This is a genomic window from Oceanicola sp. S124, assembly GCF_000220565.1.
In the GTDB taxonomy this organism is placed as follows: domain Bacteria; phylum Pseudomonadota; class Alphaproteobacteria; order Rhodobacterales; family Rhodobacteraceae; genus Pseudooceanicola.
Window position 1 is genome coordinate 1 of the sequence record NZ_AFPM01000236.1, and the last position, 16,845, is coordinate 16,845.

Consider the following 16,845-nt stretch of genomic DNA (forward strand, 5'->3'; position numbering starts at 1 on the left):
CGCAAAGTGTTGATGCTGCACTGTTCCCTCGCGCATGGCGGCGCCTGGAGCGGGGTGGCGCGGGCGCTTTCCGTTGCCGGTGTTCCGGTGCAGGCGCGGGCCATGGACCTGCCGGGCCATGGCCGCAGCGCCGACTGGGACCCGGGCCAGAGCTTCCAGGCACAGGCCCGCGCGATGGCCGAAAGGGTGGTCGAGGACTGGGGCGGTCCGGTCGATGTGCTGGGCCATTCCTTCGGGGCGACGGTGGCCCTGCGGCTGGCGGTGGACCGGCCGGATCTGGTGCGTTCGCTTGCTCTTTACGAGCCTGTCTTCTTCACCCCCGCCTTCCGCATGTTCGACGGGCTGGAGGCGCAGCACGACGTGGAGCTGGCGCCCTACCAGCAGGCCTGGGAGGCCGGCGACCACGAGGCTGCGGCGCGGGCCTTCATGTCGGTATGGGGCGATGGCCGCCCCTGGGAGGCGCTGCCGGAGGTGCAGCGACAGGCCTTTGCCAGCCGGATCCCCCTGATCAATGCGATCCGCGACACGAACTACGGTGATCCGGCCGGGATGCTCTCTGAACGGCGGCTTGCAGGGCTGCGCTGTCCGGTCCTGCTGATGGACGGCGGCGACAGCCCGGTCTATGTCGGGCGGATCAACGAGGCGCTGCTTGCAGAGATGCCCTTCGCCCGGCGCGAGGTGCTGGCCGGTGCGGCGCATATGGGCGTGCTGACCCATCCTGAGCAGGTCGCGGCGCGGATCTCGGGGTTTCTCGAGAGTGTTGCGGGTGAGATGGCGGAAAACTCAACCTTTGGCTGATCTTGCGGGGTGTTTTTCGGCTGAAGGCTGCAATGCGCTGCGCAAGTGATTTGACTTTCCCGCACTTTGGGCAAGTGGAAAGGCTTGCGGGGCAATCTTCACCTGTCACATTCGCAACGTATCGCAAGCGATTTTGCTTGCGAAGAAACTGCGGTTTCAGCCGTCACTGGGCCAGGCCAAACGCCAACATCAACTTCGCCGCGCAAGCTATTTCGGTTGCGGGTGAATTCGCTACCCGCGGGCGATTGCCAGGAAACGGTCGATGTCCTCGCTCGGCAGAGACCAGTCGCAGACGAAACGGGCTTGCAGCATCTCGTCGTCCGCGCCGTCCAGCGTGCCATCCAGGTAGTAAAGGGCGCCGGCTTCCTTCAGGCGGCGATGCATGGCGCGGGGCAGCGAGGCGAAGACCAGGTTGGCCTGTGGCGGCTGCAGGAAGCTTGCCCCCAGGTCCACCAGTCCGGCGGCCAGGCGGGCCATGTTGGCATTGGCGCTGCGCGCCATCTCCAGCCAGAGATCCCCGTCGAGATAGGCCTGCATCTGCGCCGAGAGATAGCGGTGCTTCGAGAAAAGATGCGCGCCACGCTTGCGCCGCAACTCGAACTCCCAAGCCTTCTCGGGGTTGAAGAAAATGACCGCCTCGACGCCGACACAGCCGTTCTTGGTGCCGCCGAAGCTGACCGCGTCGACGCCCGCGCGCCAGGTCATCTCGGCCGGTGTGCAGCCGAGCGAGACCAGCGCATTGGCGAAACGCGCGCCGTCTAGGTGAGTCTGCTGACCTGCGCGGGCCGCGACGTCAGACAGCGCGGCAATTTCCTCGCAGGTGTAAACGCGTCCCTTTTCAGTGACTTGGGTGATTGACAGCGGACCGGGCTGGGCAGAGTGCACGGCGATCTTCGCCGCGTTGCCCATGGCCGCGGCCAGCTCTGCGGGATCCAGCTTGTCGCTGTTGCCGACTGCAGTCAGCTTGCCGGCGCCCATGTAGAACTCGGGCGCGTTGCATTCATCCTCGTTGATATGGGCAACAGGCGTGCAGAAGACCGTCTGCCAGGGCTCGGCCATGGTCGCCAGCGCGAGCACGTTCGCGGCGGTGCCGGTGGCGACGAGATAGACCGCGGCCTCAGGCGCCTCGAAGATCTCGCGCAGCCTCGCGCGGACCTCCTCCATGATCGGATCGTTGCCATAGGGCATGGCGTAGCCGCTGTTGGCGCGGCTCATGGCCTCGATCACCTTGGGGTGGGCGGGGCCGGCATTGTCGGATGCAAAGTACATCAGAGCGGTTCCTCTATGATGTGGTCTTCCCAGTCGTCGTCATCGACCTCAAACTCGGGCACGGTCATGCCGCGCACCGAAACGCCAGCCCGATGCACCGACTCCGGATCGCCGGAAATCAAGGGATGCCAGTCATATAGCGGCTGACCTTCATGCAGCAGCCGGTAGGCGCAGGTCTGCGGCATCCAGTACATGTGGCTCTCGAGGTTCTTCAGTTGCAGCGTGATGCACTCGGGCACGAACTGGTGGCGGATCGGATATTGCGAACAAAGGCAGGTGCTGTCGTCGAGTAGCCGGCAGGCGACACGGGTCAGGGCAACCTCGCCGGTCTCTTCGTCCTCGAGCTTGTTCAGGCAGCACTTGCCGCATCCGTCGCAGAGCGCCTCCCACTCCTTGCGGGTCATCCGGGAGAGGGGGATGGCTCTCCCAGAAGCGGTCGCGTAGGCCGCTGCGGGGGATCTCCCCGGTGCTCACAGGGCCTCCAGAATGGTCCGGGCCTGCACGCAATCTCGGTCCATCTGCTCAATCAGGGCATTGATATCGCTGTACTTTTCTTCGGGGCGCAGGAAGTCGACCAGGCCGACGGACACTTCGGCGCCATAGAGATCGCCACGGAAATCAAAGAGGAAGGTTTCGATATTGGGCACCTCGCCACCGAAGGTCGGACGCAGGCCCAGCGAAGCGGCGCCGTGGTAGCGCCCGGCATGGGGGCCGGTCAGCACGTCGACCAGAACGGCGTAGACGCCGAAGCGCGGGCGATGCAGATCGGTCAGCGCCATGTTTGCCGTCGGAAACCCGAGGTCGCGCCCGCGCTGGTCGCCACGGATCACGGTGCCCTCGATGCGATGCCAGTGCCCGAGCATGGCCGCAGCCACCCTCGGCAGCCCGTCCGAGAGCGCCTGGCGGATCGCGGTCGAGGAAATCTCCTGATCCTGTCTTTCCAAAAGCTGCGCTACGGAGACGCTGAAGCCCTCCTTTTCGCCAAATTTTTGCAGATCCTCAACATTTCCGGCCCGCTTGGCGCCAAAGTGGAAATCCGCGCCGACGACCACGTGGCGTACCCCCAGCCCGCGTGACAGGACAGCCTGGGCAAAGCCCTCGGGCGTCAGGGCGGCAAGGGCGGAGGTAAAGCTGAGCTCGTAGAGGACGTCCACGCCCAGCTTCTCCAGCCGATGCGCGCGGGCGGCGGCATTGGTCAGGCGGAAGGGCGGGGCGTCGGGGGCGAAGAACTGGCGGGGGTGCGGCTCGAAGGTCATCACCCCGAGAGGGGCGGAAAGCCGCCGTGCCTCGCCGCGTGCGATGTCCAGCACCGCCTGGTGCCCCAGGTGGATGCCATCGAAATTGCCGATCGCCACGACGGCGCCGCGCTCGGCTTCGGAAACGAACTGGTAATCCCGGACGGTCTTCATGGGCTTGGCCTACTCCCACCGGCGGGGCGTGGCAAGGGGCGCCGCCATGGACGCCCCCGCCGCAGGATCACATCCCGGCGTAAAGCGGGAACTTCGCGCAGAGCGCCTCGACCTCGGCCTTCACCTTAGCCTCGACCTCGGTGTTACCCTCTTCGCCGTTGGCAGCCAGGCCGTCGACCACTTCGACGATCCAGTCGGCGATCTGGCGGAACTCGGCTTCGCCGAAGCCGCGGGTGGTGCCTGCCGGGGTGCCAAGGCGGATGCCGCTGGTCACAAAGGGTTTTTCCGGATCAAACGGCACGCCGTTCTTGTTGCAGGTGATGTGGGCCCGGCCCAGGGCGGCCTCGGCGGCCTTGCCGGTCACGCCCTTGGGGCGCAGGTCTGCGAGGCAGAGGTGGTTGTCGGTGCCCCCCGAGACGATGTTGATGCCGCCCTTCATCAGCTGGTCGGCCATGGCCTGGGCGTTCTTCACCACGTTCGCGGCATAGTCCTTGAACTCGGGGCGCAGCGCCTCGCCGAAGGCCACGGCCTTGGCGGCGATCACATGCATCAGCGGGCCACCCTGCAGGCCGGGGAAGACGGCCGAGTTGATCTTCTTGGCGATATCCGCGTCGTTGGTCAGGATCATGCCGCCACGGGGACCGCGCAGCGACTTGTGCGTGGTGGTGGTGCAGACATGGGCGTGGGGCAGGGGCGAGGGGTGCTGACCGCCGGCGACCAGACCCGCGATATGGGCCATGTCGACCATCAGGTAGGCGCCGACCTCATCCGCGATCTCGCGGAACTTGGCCCAGTCCCAGACGCGGGAATAGGCGGTGCCACCGGCGACGATCAGCTTGGGCTTGTGCTCCAGCGCGCTCTCGCGGATGGCGTCCATGTCAAGCAATTCATCTTGCTTTCGAACGCCGTAGGAGACGACGTTGAACCACTTGCCGGACATGTTCACCGGGCTGCCGTGGGTCAGGTGTCCGCCGGAGTTCAGGTCGAGACCCATGAAGGTGTCGCCCGGCTGCAGCAGCGCCAGGAAGACCGCCTGGTTCATCTGGCTGCCCGAGTTGGGCTGAACGTTGGCGAAACCGCAGCCAAACAGCTCTTTCGCGCGCTCGATCGCCAGCTCCTCGGCGATGTCGACGTACTGGCAGCCGCCGTAGTAGCGTTTGCCCGGGTAGCCCTCGGCGTACTTGTTGGTCATGACCGAGCCCTGTGCCTGAAGCACGGCGAGGCTGACGATGTTTTCCGAGGCGATCAGCTCGATCTCGCTGCGCTGGCGACCCAGCTCCTTGGTGATCGAACCGAAGATCTCGGGATCGCGGGCTTCGAGGGCCTCGGTGAAAAAGCCGGTGTCCGACATGGGCGTTCTCCTTGGTCAGGTTCACGGCTAGTTAGCGCTTTGCCCGCGTGGTCGGAAGGCCCCAAATCGTCATGATGATCATGAAAAGCGGCGTGAGGAGCGGTTTGCGGGGCGGGGCTGGTGCCCTGCGGGGATTTGTGCTTGTTTCGGACCCGGATGAGCGCTTTCGGAAACCGTCGGGCCGGATGGATGCGAAGCGTGGCGGAGGCAAGGGCAGATGAGCATCAGGATCGCGTTTACGGCCAGTCGCGGACAGACCGCCCAGGCAGCCCGCAAGAGCCTGTCACAGCGCTATGGCTCGGTGCCCGAAGCGGAAGCCGATGTGATCGTGGCGCTTGGCGGCGATGGTTTCATGCTGGCGACGCTGCACCGGACCCAGGCGCTGGAGGCGCCGGTCTATGGCATGAATCGCGGCACTGTCGGCTTTCTGATGAATGAATTCAACGAAGATGATTTGGTTCAACGCCTCGAGGGGGCCGAGGAAGAGGTCATCAACCCGCTGCACATGCGGGCCACGCGGGCGGATGGAAAGATCCAGCAAGCCCTTGCAATCAACGAGGTTTCCCTGCTGCGCGCCGGGCCACAGGCGGCCAAGCTGCGGATCTCGGTTGACGGGCGGGTGCGCATGGACGAACTGGTCTGCGACGGAGCGCTGATTTCCACGCCTGCCGGTTCGACCGCCTATAACTACTCGGCGCATGGGCCCATCCTGCCGATCGGTTCGGACGTGCTGGCCTTGACCGCTATCGCCCCCTTCCGACCCCGCCGCTGGCGCGGGGCATTGCTGCCGAAGGAGGCGGTGATCCGCTTCGACGTGCTCGAGCCCGAGAAACGCCCGATCATGGCTGACGCCGACAGCCGCCGCTCTGTTTCCAGTGTGCTCTCGGTCGAGGTCGCCTCGGACCCCTCGATGGCGCATCGCATCCTCTTCGACCCGGGTCATGGACTGGAAGAGCGGCTGATCCGCGAGCAATTCGTGTGATCGCCCTTCGGGAGATGCAGCCCGGCGACCTGGGCTGGATCGTCGAGGCTCAAACGCATCTCTATGTCCGGGAACTGGGGTGGGCGCGCGGGATGGAGGCCAAGTTGCTGCAGGTTGCGCTGGAATTTGCCACCCGCCAGAATCCTCGGCAGGCCGGTTGGGTGGCGGAGGGGCCCGAGGGTCGCTTGGGCGCCGTCCTGGCCATGGCCGGTCCCGGAGACGCAGCGCAGCTGCGCCTGCTTCATGTCGAGAAAATTGCGCGTGGTCAGGGAGTTGGCGGAAGGCTTGTCGATCGGGTCCTGCAGTTCTGTCGCGCCTCCGGCTACCCTTCGATCATGCTGGAAACCAAGGACGTGCTGGCACCGGCCCATGCGCTCTACCGCTCTCGTGGTTTCGAGCTGGCAGATCAGCGCCCGCAATCCGCCTACGGACTCGAGATGCACGAGCAGATCTGGACCCGCGCGCTTTGAGACCGGGAACTTCCGCGCCGCCACGGGGTTCTTCCGGTGTCGGATACACGACGTATCACGACCATGCCCGAAAGGAGGACCCGATGAACTGGGATCGTATCGAAGGCAACTGGAAGCAGGTCAAAGGCGAGGCGATTGCCCAATGGGGCAAGCTGACCGATGACGACGTGGATGTGATCAACGGCCGCCGCGAACAGCTGGTCGGCAAGATCCAGGAGCGCTACGGCATCGCCAAGGACGAGGCCGAAAAGCAGGTGCGGGACTTCGAGCAGAAGTACTGACGCCCCTCCGAAATGAGAGAAAGGGCGGCTGTGGGGCCGCCCTTTTCCTTTTGTCTTTTCGAAGCCGTGGCTTATCCCTGCTGCGGCTCGGGCGCCAGGCCCAGGGACTTCAGCGCCAGCCGGATCTCGTCGAGGACCGCGGGATCGTCGATCGTCGCGGGCATCTTGTAGGCTTCACCATCGGCGATCTTGACCATGGTCGCCCGCAGGATCTTGCCAGAGCGCGTCTTGGGCAGGCGGTCGACCACCACCGCCTGCTTGAAGGCGGCAACCGGGCCAATCTGGTCGCGCACAAGTGCCACGCATTCCTTCACGATTTCTGCATGTTCGCGGTTTACGCCGGACGAGAGGCAGAGAAAACCCAGCGGAACCTGCCCCTTCAACCTGTCCGAGGCGCCGATCACCGCGCATTCGGCCACATCAGGGTGGCTGGCCAGCACCTCTTCCATCGCGCCGGTCGACAGCCGGTGCCCGGCGACGTTGATCACGTCGTCGGTGCGCGCCATGATGTAGAGATAGCCGTCCTCGTCCACCATGCCCGCGTCGCCGGTCTCGTAGTAGCCCGGGAAGGTGGTCAGGTAGGACTTGCGGTAGCGCTCTTCGGCATTCCAAAGGGTTGGCAGGGTACCCGGCGGCAGGGGCAGCCTGATTGCGATGGCGCCCAGTTCGCCGGTCGGCAGGGGGTGGCCATCTTCGCCCAGCACCTGCACGTCATAGCCCGGCATGGGCACCGACGGGCTGCCGAGTTTCACCGGAAGTTCCTCTATTCCCAGAGGGTTGGCAGCAATGGCCCAGCCTGTTTCGGTCTGCCACCAATGGTCGATCACCGGCACGCCAAAGTGCTTCTGGGCCCATTGGATAGTGTCCGGGTCCGCGCGTTCCCCGGCGAGGAAGATCGCCTGCAGCTCATGCGCCTTGTAGCGCCGAACCCATTCGCCGTCGGGATCCTCGCGCTTGATCGCCCGCAGGGCAGTCGGGGCGGTGAAGAAGCTCTTGATCCGCTGGTTCTGGATGATGCGCCAGAAGACCCCTGGGTGGGGTGTGCCGACGGGCTTGCCCTCGAAGACAACCGAAGTGGCGCCGACCAGCAACGGCCCGTAGCAGATATAGCTGTGACCGACGACCCAGCCGACATCCGAGGCGGCCCAGAAGCGGTCTCCGGCCTCGATATTGTAGACGTTCTTCATCGACCATTGCAGCGCGACCACGTGCCCGGCGGTGTGCCGCACCACGCCCTTGGGCTGGCCGGTCGTGCCGGACGTATAGAGGATATAGGCCGGGTGATTGCCCTCGACGGGGACGCATTCGGCGGGTTTGACGCCGTACTGGAACCCGTGCCAGGAAAAGTCGCGCCCCTCGACAAGCTTGGCAACCTCTTGTTCGCGCTGGAAGATGACGCAGAATTCGGGTTCGTGGGCGGCAATCTGGATCGCTTCATCGAGCAGCGGCTTGTAGTGAACGACGCGCGACGGCTCCAGTCCGCAGGAGGCGGCGATGATCGCCTTGGGCTGGCAATCGTCGATCCGAACCGCCAGCTCATGCGCCGCGAAGCCACCGAAGACCACCGAATGCACGGCGCCAAGCCGGGCGCAGGCCAGCATCGCCTCGATCGCCTCGGGGATCATCGGCATGTAGATGATGACCCGGTCGCCCTTTTCCACGCCGCGCATCCGCAAGGCCCCGGCCAGGGAGGCTACGCGCCTCTGCAGGTCGGCGTAGGTGATGCCCTTGGTGGCATGGGTGATCGGGCTCTCGTGCTGGAGGGCGATCTGCTCGCCCCGGCCGGCCTCGACATGGCGATCCACCGCGTTCCAGCAGGCGTTGAGCCTCCCGTCCGAGAACCACTCGTAAATCGGGGCCTTCTCGTCGAACAGGGCCTTGCTTGGCTTGCGGTCCCAGTCGATGGCCTCGGCGGCCTGCATCCAGAATGCCTCGGGGTCCGCCTGCCAGGCGGCATATACCTCCCTGTAGCTCATGAGCCTCCTCCTTTTCTCCTCGGGCAAAAGGGTAGGGGAGGCCATCGGCCTGCGGCAAGCGGCGAAATCGCGCGAGGCGGGGGTAAGGTGGAGGGATTTGCAGAAACAGCGCTATCGGGCCTGCAAACTTTTGCAAACCCGCTGTGATTATGCAGTTTCAGGCAAAGATCGGCGGGTTTTGCAAACTCTGCAAAGCACCGATTGCTAATCCGTGCGGCGGAAAGATGCATCCGCCGCACAGGGATTCGGATCAGCCGTAGTGGGCGACCGGGGTGCCGGCGATGGCTGCCATGTTCAGCAGCCCGCGCGCGGTGATCGAGGGGCTGACGATATGGGCGCAGTTGCCCATGCCCATCAGGATCGGCCCGACCTCCAGCGCATTGCCCTTCATCTTCAGAATGTTGCGCACGCCCGAGGCGGCATCCGCCTGGCCGAAAACCAGCACGTTGGCCGGACCCTGCAGGCGGCTGCCGGGGAAGACGCGTTCGCGCAGGTCTGGGTCCAGCGCACTGTCGACGTTCATTTCGCCTTCGTAGAGGAAGTCGCGCGGCTTCTGGTCGAGGATCTCGATGGCACCGCGCAGGCGGCGGGCGGTCTCGGTATCCTGGTTGCCGAACTGCGAGCGGCCGCAGAGCGCGATCTTCGGCACGAGGCCGAAACGCTTGACGTGGCGGGCGGCGCCGATGACGGCCTGGGCGATCTCTTCCGCCGAGGGTTCGGACCAGACGTGGGTGTCGGCCAGGAACAGCGGGCCGTCCTCGAGGATCATCAGCGAGAGCGCGCCATGGGGGCGCCGCTCGGGCCGGCCGAGGATTTCCTCGATGTACTTCAGGTGCCAGCGATATTCGCCGAAGGTGCCGCAGATCAGCGAGTCCGCCTCGCCACGATGCACCATGACGGCGGCGATCGCCGTGGTATTGGTGCGCATGATGGCGCGGGCAAGGTCGGGGGTGACGCCCTTGCGACACATGATCTTGTGGTAGGTCGTCCAGTAGTCGCGATACCGGGGGTCGCTCTCGGGGTTCACCACGTGGAAGCTTTCGCCGGGACGGATCGACAGACCGGCCCGTTCGCAGCGCGCGGCGATCACCTCGGGACGGCCGATGAGGATCGGCTGCTCGGGCGTTTCCTCAAGGATGGCCTGGGCGGCGCGCAGCACGCGCTCGTCCTCGCCGTCGGCAAAGACGATGCGGCGGGCGGCGGTGCTGGCAGCCTCGAAGACCGGGCGCATCAGCAGTGCCGACTTGAAGACAGACCCGTTGAGTTTCGCCTTGTAGGCCGCGACGTCCTCGAGCGGGCGGGTCGCCACGCCCGAGGCCATGGCCGCCTTGGCCACGGCGGTCGACACGACGCCCGAAAGGCGCGGATCGAAGGGCTTGGGTATCAGGTAGTCGGCGCCGAAGGTCAGCTTTTCGCCCTGGTAGGCGGCGGCGGCCTCGGCCGAGGTGGTGGCCCGGGCCAGCGCCGCGATCCCTTCGATGCAGGCGATCTGCATCTCGTCGTTGATCACGGTCGCACCGACATCCAGCGCCCCGCGGAAGATGAAGGGGAAGCAGAGGACGTTGTTGACCTGATTGGGAAAATCGCTGCGGCCCGTGGCGATGATCGCATCGGGGGCGACCTTGCGGGCCTCGTCCGGCATGATCTCGGGCGTCGGGTTGGCGAGGGCGAAGATGATCGGGCGGGTGCTCATCTGGCTGACCAGTTCGGGCTTCAGGACGCCGGGACCGGAGAGGCCCAGGAACATGTCCGCGCCCTCGACCACCTCGGCCAGGGTCCGCTTGTCGGAGGCCTGCGCAAAGGCGGCCTTCTGCGGGTTCATGTCCTCTTCGCGGCCCTCGTAGACCAGGCCATGGATATCGCAGAGCCAGACGTTCTCGCGCTTCACGCCCAGTTTCAGCAGCATGTTGAGGCAGGCGATGCCCGCTGCGCCGCCGCCCGTGGAGACGATCTTGATGTCTTCGAAGGACTTGCCCGCAACGCGCAGCGCATTGGTCGCGGCGGCGCCGACGACGATGGCCGTGCCATGCTGGTCGTCATGGAAGACGGGAATGTTCATCCGCTCGCGGCACAGCTTCTCGACGATGAAACAGTCGGGGGCCTTGATGTCTTCAAGGTTGATCGCGCCGAAGGTCGGCTCCAGCGCGCAGACGATATCGGCCAGCTTTTCGGGGTCGCTTTCATTGACCTCGATGTCGAAGCAGTCGATCCCGGCGAACTTCTTGAAAAGGACGGCCTTTCCTTCCATCACCGGCTTCGAGGCCAGGGCCCCGATATTGCCCAGACCCAACACTGCGGTGCCGTTCGAGACGACCGCCACCAGGTTGCCGCGCGCCGTGTAACGCGAGGCATTGGCGGCGTCGTCCCTGATCTCGAGGCAGGCTTCGGCAACGCCGGGGGAGTAGGCCAGCGACAGGTCGCGGCCATTGGCCAGCGGCTTGGTGGCGCGCACCTCCAGTTTCCCGGGCTTGGGGTTCTCGTGGTAGGCCAGCGCGGCGTTGCGGAAGCTGGTCTTGTCGGTGTTGGAGCCGCTTTCGGACATCTTTGGCCTCTCCTTCCAGAAAGTAGTTTGGCGTTAAACTATCTTCTCGTCCGGCGCCAGCCCTGCCTTCGGACGGGGCTGCGTCCCGGCTGTTTTCCCCCGGTGTCTGGGCAGGGCGCCGCGTTAGCCCTTGCCATTCGCGCAGGGCATCGGAAGACTGCCCGCAACCTATATCACGGAGATGACGATGGATCTGCTGCAAGCTGCCAGCGAGGCTTACGAAAAGGCTTACGCCCCCTACTCGCGCTTCAAGGTTGGCGCGGCGATCCGCACGCCCTCGGGCAATGTCTACCAGGGGGTGAACGTGGAAAACGTCGCCTATCCGGAAGGCACCTGCGCCGAGGCCGGGGCCATTGCCGCCATGGCCCTGGGCGGCGAGACGGAGATCGCCGAGGTTGCCGTGATCGCCGATGCCACCGCGCCGGTGCCGCCCTGTGGGGGCTGCCGCCAGAAGCTGGCCGAGTTCGGCAAGGGCGACGTGAAGGTCGCCATGTACACGCTCTCGGGTGAGAAGCTGGTGATGACCCTGGCCGAGCTGCTGCCGGGCAAGTTCACGGCCGATCACATGAAGGGCTGACATGGACGCCCGTCGGATCATCGCCGCGTTACGCGATGGCGGTCAGCCGTCGCGAGAGGAAATATCTTGGTTTGCCAAGGGCTTGTCCGATGGCTACGTCTCGGACGCCCAGGCGGCGGCCTTTGCCATGGCGGTGCTGCTGAAGGGACTGGGGGAAGAGGGGCGCGTGGCTCTGACCCGGGCGATGCGCGATTCGGGGCGGGTGCTGCACTGGGATCTGCCGGGGCCGGCGATCGACAAGCATTCGACCGGCGGCGTCGGTGACTGCGTCAGCCTCGTGCTGGCGCCGATGCTGGCGGCCTGCGGTGGCTACGTGCCGATGATCTCGGGGCGGGGGCTGGGCCATACCGGCGGCACGCTGGACAAGATGGAGGCCATCCCCGGCCTGTCAACCGAGGTCGGCGAGGCCGCCTTCCGCCAGATCACCACCGAGGCGGGCTGCGCCATCGTCGCGGCGTCTCATGACATCGCGCCCGCCGACCGGCGGCTTTATGCGATCCGGGATGTGACGGCGACGGTCGAAAGCCTCGACCTGATCACCGCCTCGATCCTGTCGAAGAAGCTGGCCGCCGGTTTGGATGCGCTGGTGCTGGACGTGAAATGCGGCTCGGGCGCCTTCATGAAGACCGCCGGGGACGCGCGCGCGCTTGCGCAGGCGCTGGTCTCGACCGCCAATGCGGCTGGTTGCGCCACCGAAGCGCTGCTGACCGATATGTCCCAGCCGTTGGCGCCCTCGCTGGGCAATGCGCTGGAAGTGGTTGAGGCGATGAAGGTGCTGGCCGGCCAGACCCGCGGGCGGCTGGCAGAACTGTCGATCGCCCTGGGGGCCGGGTTGCTGGTGCAGGCGGGACTGTCCGAAGATACCGCGCAGGGCGCTGAAAAGCTGGAAAAGGCGCTGACCTCTGGCGCTGCCGCCGAGCGGTTCGGGCGCATGGTCGCCCTCATGGGGGGGCCGGTGCAATTTGTCGAAAACTGGCGCCGTTTCCTGCCCGAGGCCAATGTGATCCTCGAGGTGACGGCCGCGCGTGCGGGCGTGGTCACCGCCATGGTGGGCGAGGAACTGGGCCTTGCCGTGGTCGAACTGGGCGGCGGGCGCAAGGTCGGGAGCGATCGGATCGATCCGTCGGTCGGCCTTTCGGACATGGTGCGGATCGGGCAGAAGGTCGAGAAGGGGCAAGTGCTTGCCCGTGTCCACGGGGCGCGGGTCGAGACGGCCGAGGCCGCCGTGGCGCAGGTGCGCGCGGCGATCACGCTGGGCGACAGTGCGCCGCAACCCGTGCCCCTCGTGTTGGAAAGGATCACCGGATGAGCCGCGCATTTCTGATCGTCATGGACTCCGTCGGGATCGGCGGCGCGCCGGATGCGGATCGCTTCTTCAACGGCAAAACCCCGGACAGTGGTGCCAATACCCTGGCCCATATCGCCGAGGCCTGCGCCGCGGGGCGCGCCGACGAGGGCCGCAAGGGGCCGCTGCATCTGCCCAACCTCGCCGCCCTCGGGCTGGGCGAGGCGGTCACGCTGGCCTCCGGCGCCACCGCGCCGGGCATCGCGGCGCCGGTGACGGGGCTCTTTGCCGCCGCCTCGGAAATCTCTCCTGGCAAGGACACCCCCTCGGGGCACTGGGAACTGGCGGGCGTGCCGGTGCCCTGGGACTGGCACTATTTCCCCGACACCACGCCCGCCTTCCCCGAAGACCTCGTGGCCGAGGTCTGCCGGCTGGCGGGGACGGATGGCATCCTTGGCAATTGCCACGCCTCGGGAACGTCGATCATCGCCGAGCTGGGCGAAGAGCACATGCGCACGGGCAAACCCATCTGCTACACCTCCGCCGACTCGGTCTTTCAGATCGCGGCGCATGAGCAAAGCTTTGGAAATCAGCGCCTTCAGGACCTTTGCAAAGCGCTTGCCCCGAGTTTGCATAAGATGAAGGTGGGGCGGGTGATCTCTCGTCCCTTCGTCGGGACACCCGGCAGTTTCACCCGCACCGCAAACCGCCGCGACTATGCCGTGGCGCTGCCAAGCCCCGGTCTGTGTGACTGGGTGCAGGCGGCGGGCGGCACGGTGCACGGGGTCGGCAAGATCGGCGACATCTTCTCGATGCAGGGGATCGACGACGTGGTGAAGGGGCCGGACGCGGATCTGATGGACCAGCTCGACCGGCTGGTGGAGGAGGCCGAAGAGGGCTCTCTCACCTTTGCGAATTTTGTCGAATTCGACAGCCTCTATGGACATCGGCGCGATATTGCCGGATATGCCCGCGCGCTGGAATGGTTCGATGCACGGATCGGACAGGTGCTGGCGCGGCTGCGTCCGGGCGACATGGCCCTGATCACCGCCGACCATGGCAACGACCCCAGCTGGACCGGCTCGGATCACACGCGCGAACGCGTCCCGGTGCTGATCGCCGGTCTGTCGGAACGGGGCGCGGGGGGGAACCTGGGCCTCTGCCAATTCACCGATGTGGCCGCTACCGTGGCAGCCCATCTCGACGTTCCGGCCCAGGGGCCGGGCAGGAGCCTGATATGAGCGACGCTGCCGATTTCGCCGCCCTTCCGAAGCTGGAACTGCACCTGCACCACGAAGGCGCCGCCCCGCCCGAGTTCATCCGCCGCCTCGCCGGCGAGAAGAAGGTCGACCTGGGCGGCATCTTCGACGAACGCGGCCACTACGCCTACGAGGACTTCTGGCATTTCCTCAAGGTCTACGAGGCCGCGACCGAGGTGCTGAAGACGCCCGAGGACTATGCCCGCCTGACCACGGCCGTCCTTGAGGAAAGTGCCGCCTCTGGCGTGATCTATACCGAGACCTTCCTGTCGCCCGACTTCTGCGGTGGCCGTGACCTCGGCGCCTGGAAAGAATACCTGCATGCGATCCGCGAGGCCGCCGACAAGGCCGAGCGCGACATGGGCATCGTGATGCGCGGCGTGGTCACCTGCATCCGCCATTTCGGCCCCGACAAGGCGAAGGAAACCGCGCTCTGCGCTGCCGAGACCCATGGCGACTGGATCACCGGCTTCGGCATCGCGGGCGACGAAAAGGCCAGCAATCCCAAGGACTTCGCCTGGTCCTTCGACATGTGCCGCGAGGCGGGGCTGCAGTTGACCGCCCATGCCGGCGAATGGGGCGGGCCGCAGTCGATCAAGGATGCGCTGGATGATCTGAAGGTCACCCGCATCGGCCACGGCGTGCGCGCCATCGAGGACCTGGAGCTGGTCGACCGGCTGGCCGAAGAGGGCATCGTGCTCGAGGTCTGCCCGGGTTCGAACGTGGCGCTTGGCCTCTATCCGAACACGCAATGCCACCCCATCGAGATGCTGCGCGAACGCGGCGTGAAGCTGACCGTCTCTACCGACGACCCGCCCTTCTTCCATTCCACGATGGCGAAGGAATACGAGGCGCTGCACCGCGCCTTCGGCTGGGACGAGGAGATCTTCGGCCAGATCGCGCAGACCGCGCTGGACGCCGCCTTCTGCGATGCCGCCACCAAAGAGAAACTCGCCAAACGTCTGGAGATCCGCGCATGACCGAGCACCTGACCGTCGTCACCCATCCCCTCGTGCAGCACAAGCTGACCCTGATGCGCGAGGAAGAGACCTCGACCGCCAAGTTCCGTCAGCTGCTGCGCGAGATTTCCCAGCTTCTGGCCTATGAGGTCACGCGCAACCTGGAAATGACCACCAAGACCATTTCCACGCCGCTGCAGCAGATGGAAGCTCCGGTGCTGGACGGCAAGAAGCTGGCGCTGATCTCGATCCTGCGCGCCGGCAACGGACTGCTGGATGGCATCCTCGAGCTGGTGCCCGCCGCACGTGTCGGCTTCGTCGGGCTCTATCGTGACGAGGAAACCCTGCAGCCGGTGCAGTACTACTTCAAGGTGCCCGAGAACCTCGATGACCGCCTGGTGATCGCGGTCGATCCGATGCTGGCGACGGGCAACTCCTCGGTGGCGGCGATCGACCTGCTGAAGCAGGCCGGCGCGACCAACATCCGCTTCCTCTGCCTGTTGGCGGCGCCCGAGGGCGTGGCGCGGATGAAGGAGGCGCACCCGGATGTGCCGATCGTCACCGCCTCGCTGGATAGCCACCTGAACGAGCTGGGCTATATCGTACCCGGTCTAGGGGATGCGGGCGACCGCATGTTCGGCACAAAATAAGCCATGGCCGCTTTACTCAGCGGCACATCTGCGGCAGGATTCGGCCATATGCTGGGGGGCATGATGACGCTGTGTAAAAGACTTCTTCCGGTTGCCTGCCTGCTTCTCGGCATGGGGCTCAGTCCGCTTGAGGTGCAGGCCCAGAGCCTGCGCCGCGATACCGGCCCGGCCGAGATCCCGCCGACCTCGTTCCGGGGCTCGCAGTATGTCGACAGCAAGGGATGCGTCTACATTCGTGCCGGTGTCGACGGCAATGTCACCTGGGTGCCCCGCGTCTCGCGCGAGCGGAAGGTGGTCTGCGGCTTCCAGCCCAGCCAGGTGGCGACCGCGCCCGCCCCGGCGGCCCCTGCCACAGGAGGCGCGGTGGCGATCACCGCCGCCCAGCCCGAGAATGCGGCCCCGGCGCGCGCCGCACCTGTGGCCGCCGCGACGCCCGCAGCGGTGCCCTCGGCAAGGGTGCCGGCGGCTGCGCCTGCCCCTGCGCCACGCCTGGCCCGGGTGATCCGGCCCGCTGCCGTCGCCGTGGCCGAGCCGGCTCCGGTCACGCCCCTGCCTGCGGCCCGGCCGCAGATCGTTGCGCCGGTCCGTCCGACGGGGGCGACGGCCTGTCCGAACCTCTCGCCGATTGCCCAGCAGTACATGCGCCCCGGCCCCTACGAGATCGACTGTGGCCCCGGTGCCTACGCGGCGCCCTCGGTGCAGACGCAGACCTACCGGCCCGGCCAGGGCCTTGTCGTCAGCGCGCCGGTGGTGAAGCCCGGCCAGGTGCCTGCCGGTACCCGCGTCGCGCCGCGCCATGTCTACGAGAACAACTATCTGGCCACCAAGGGCATCTCGGTGCCCAGGGGCTATGCCCCGGCCTTCGACGATGGCCGCCTGAACCCGCATCGCGGCGTGCAGACCTTCGAGGGCAAGGCCGCGATGGAGCAGGTCTGGACCAGCACCGTGCCGCGTCGGCTGCAACCCGTGACGGTACCAGCCGGGGGCTGCGGTGACCCCGGCGCAGGCGCGGGTGCCTCGTCTCGGCCCCCTGCGCG

The 16,845-nt window shown here is 66.2% G+C and carries 14 protein-coding genes and 2 pseudogenes; 10 read left to right on the plus strand and 6 right to left on the minus strand.

The annotated features are described in order from the left end of the window. The coding region (locus OS124_RS24975) for an alpha/beta fold hydrolase (RefSeq protein WP_010140882.1) at positions 1–798 on the plus strand (798 nt) is incomplete at its 5' end. Between the two features lie 231 nt (positions 799–1,029). On the opposite strand, the gene OS124_RS0116390 is transcribed toward OS124_RS24975, so the two are convergent. The 4 genes and pseudogenes from OS124_RS0116390 to glyA all read right to left on the minus strand — a co-directional run bounded on the left by OS124_RS0116390 (position 1,030) and on the right by glyA (position 4,827). Further along, complete coding sequence (locus OS124_RS0116390) at positions 1,030–2,067, minus strand: threonine aldolase family protein (protein WP_010140883.1); 1,038 nt, start codon at positions 2,065–2,067, stop codon at positions 1,030–1,032. Further along, positions 2,067–2,541: pseudogene (locus OS124_RS24980) on the minus strand (YcgN family cysteine cluster protein). Before OS124_RS24980 ends, OS124_RS0116390 begins: the two are co-directional and overlap by 1 nt. After that, a complete protein-coding gene (locus OS124_RS0116400) occupies positions 2,538–3,476 on the minus strand; it encodes a bifunctional riboflavin kinase/FAD synthetase (protein WP_010140885.1) in 939 nt (312 codons plus the stop codon). The pseudogene OS124_RS24980 and the gene OS124_RS0116400 overlap by 4 nt, the downstream one beginning before the upstream one ends. Positions 3,477–3,543: 67 nt before the next feature. Then, entirely contained in the window at positions 3,544–4,827 is a 1,284-nt protein-coding gene (gene glyA, locus OS124_RS0116405; RefSeq protein WP_010140886.1) for a serine hydroxymethyltransferase, read from the minus strand. A 217-nt stretch (positions 4,828–5,044) separates the two neighbouring features. On the opposite strand from glyA, the gene OS124_RS0116410 reads away from it, so the two are divergent. The 3 genes from OS124_RS0116410 (at position 5,045) to OS124_RS0116420 (ending at position 6,560) form a co-directional block, all read left to right on the plus strand. After that, a complete protein-coding gene (locus tag OS124_RS0116410) occupies positions 5,045–5,809 on the plus strand; it encodes an NAD kinase (RefSeq protein ID WP_010140888.1) in 765 nt (254 codons plus the stop codon). Further along, complete coding sequence (locus OS124_RS0116415) at positions 5,806–6,279, plus strand: GNAT family N-acetyltransferase (RefSeq protein WP_010140890.1); 474 nt, start codon at positions 5,806–5,808, stop codon at positions 6,277–6,279. The genes OS124_RS0116410 and OS124_RS0116415 overlap by 4 nt, the downstream gene beginning before the upstream one ends. 83 nt (positions 6,280–6,362) lie before the next feature. Then, positions 6,363–6,560, plus strand: a complete 198-nt coding sequence (locus OS124_RS0116420; RefSeq protein WP_010140891.1) for a CsbD family protein — start codon at positions 6,363–6,365, stop codon at positions 6,558–6,560. Between the two features lie 71 nt (positions 6,561–6,631). On the opposite strand, the gene OS124_RS0116425 is transcribed toward OS124_RS0116420, so the two are convergent. Further along, positions 6,632–8,536 carry a propionyl-CoA synthetase gene (locus OS124_RS0116425; protein WP_010140892.1) on the minus strand — a complete coding sequence of 635 codons (1,905 nt, stop codon included), beginning with the start codon at positions 8,534–8,536 and terminating at the stop codon, positions 6,632–6,634. Positions 8,537–8,786: 250 nt separating this feature from the next. After that, on the minus strand, positions 8,787–11,078 hold the full coding sequence (locus tag OS124_RS0116430) for an NADP-dependent malic enzyme (protein WP_010140893.1): 2,292 nt from the start codon (positions 11,076–11,078) through the stop codon (positions 8,787–8,789). A 187-nt stretch (positions 11,079–11,265) separates the two neighbouring features. Between OS124_RS0116430 and OS124_RS0116435 the strand changes: the two genes are divergently transcribed. The 6 genes and pseudogenes from OS124_RS0116435 to OS124_RS24985 form a co-directional block, all read left to right on the plus strand. Continuing rightward, on the plus strand, positions 11,266–11,655 hold the full coding sequence (locus tag OS124_RS0116435) for a cytidine deaminase (protein ID WP_010140895.1): 390 nt from the start codon (positions 11,266–11,268) through the stop codon (positions 11,653–11,655). A gap of 1 nt (position 11,656) precedes the next feature. Beyond that, positions 11,657–12,964: a thymidine phosphorylase gene (locus OS124_RS0116440; RefSeq protein WP_029375510.1), complete on the plus strand. Its 1,308-nt coding sequence runs from the start codon at positions 11,657–11,659 to the stop codon at positions 12,962–12,964. Next, complete coding sequence (locus tag OS124_RS0116445; RefSeq protein WP_010140897.1) at positions 12,961–14,181, plus strand: phosphopentomutase; 1,221 nt, start codon at positions 12,961–12,963, stop codon at positions 14,179–14,181. Before OS124_RS0116440 ends, OS124_RS0116445 begins: the two co-directional genes overlap by 4 nt. Continuing rightward, entirely contained in the window at positions 14,178–15,179 is a 1,002-nt protein-coding gene (locus tag OS124_RS0116450; RefSeq protein ID WP_010140898.1) for an adenosine deaminase, read from the plus strand. The genes OS124_RS0116445 and OS124_RS0116450 overlap by 4 nt, the downstream gene beginning before the upstream one ends. Next, entirely contained in the window at positions 15,176–15,808 is a 633-nt protein-coding gene (upp, locus tag OS124_RS0116455) for a uracil phosphoribosyltransferase (protein ID WP_010140900.1), read from the plus strand. Before OS124_RS0116450 ends, upp begins: the two co-directional genes overlap by 4 nt. A 63-nt stretch (positions 15,809–15,871) precedes the next feature. Next, a pseudogene (locus OS124_RS24985) lies at positions 15,872–16,845 on the plus strand (hypothetical protein); the annotation flags it as partial.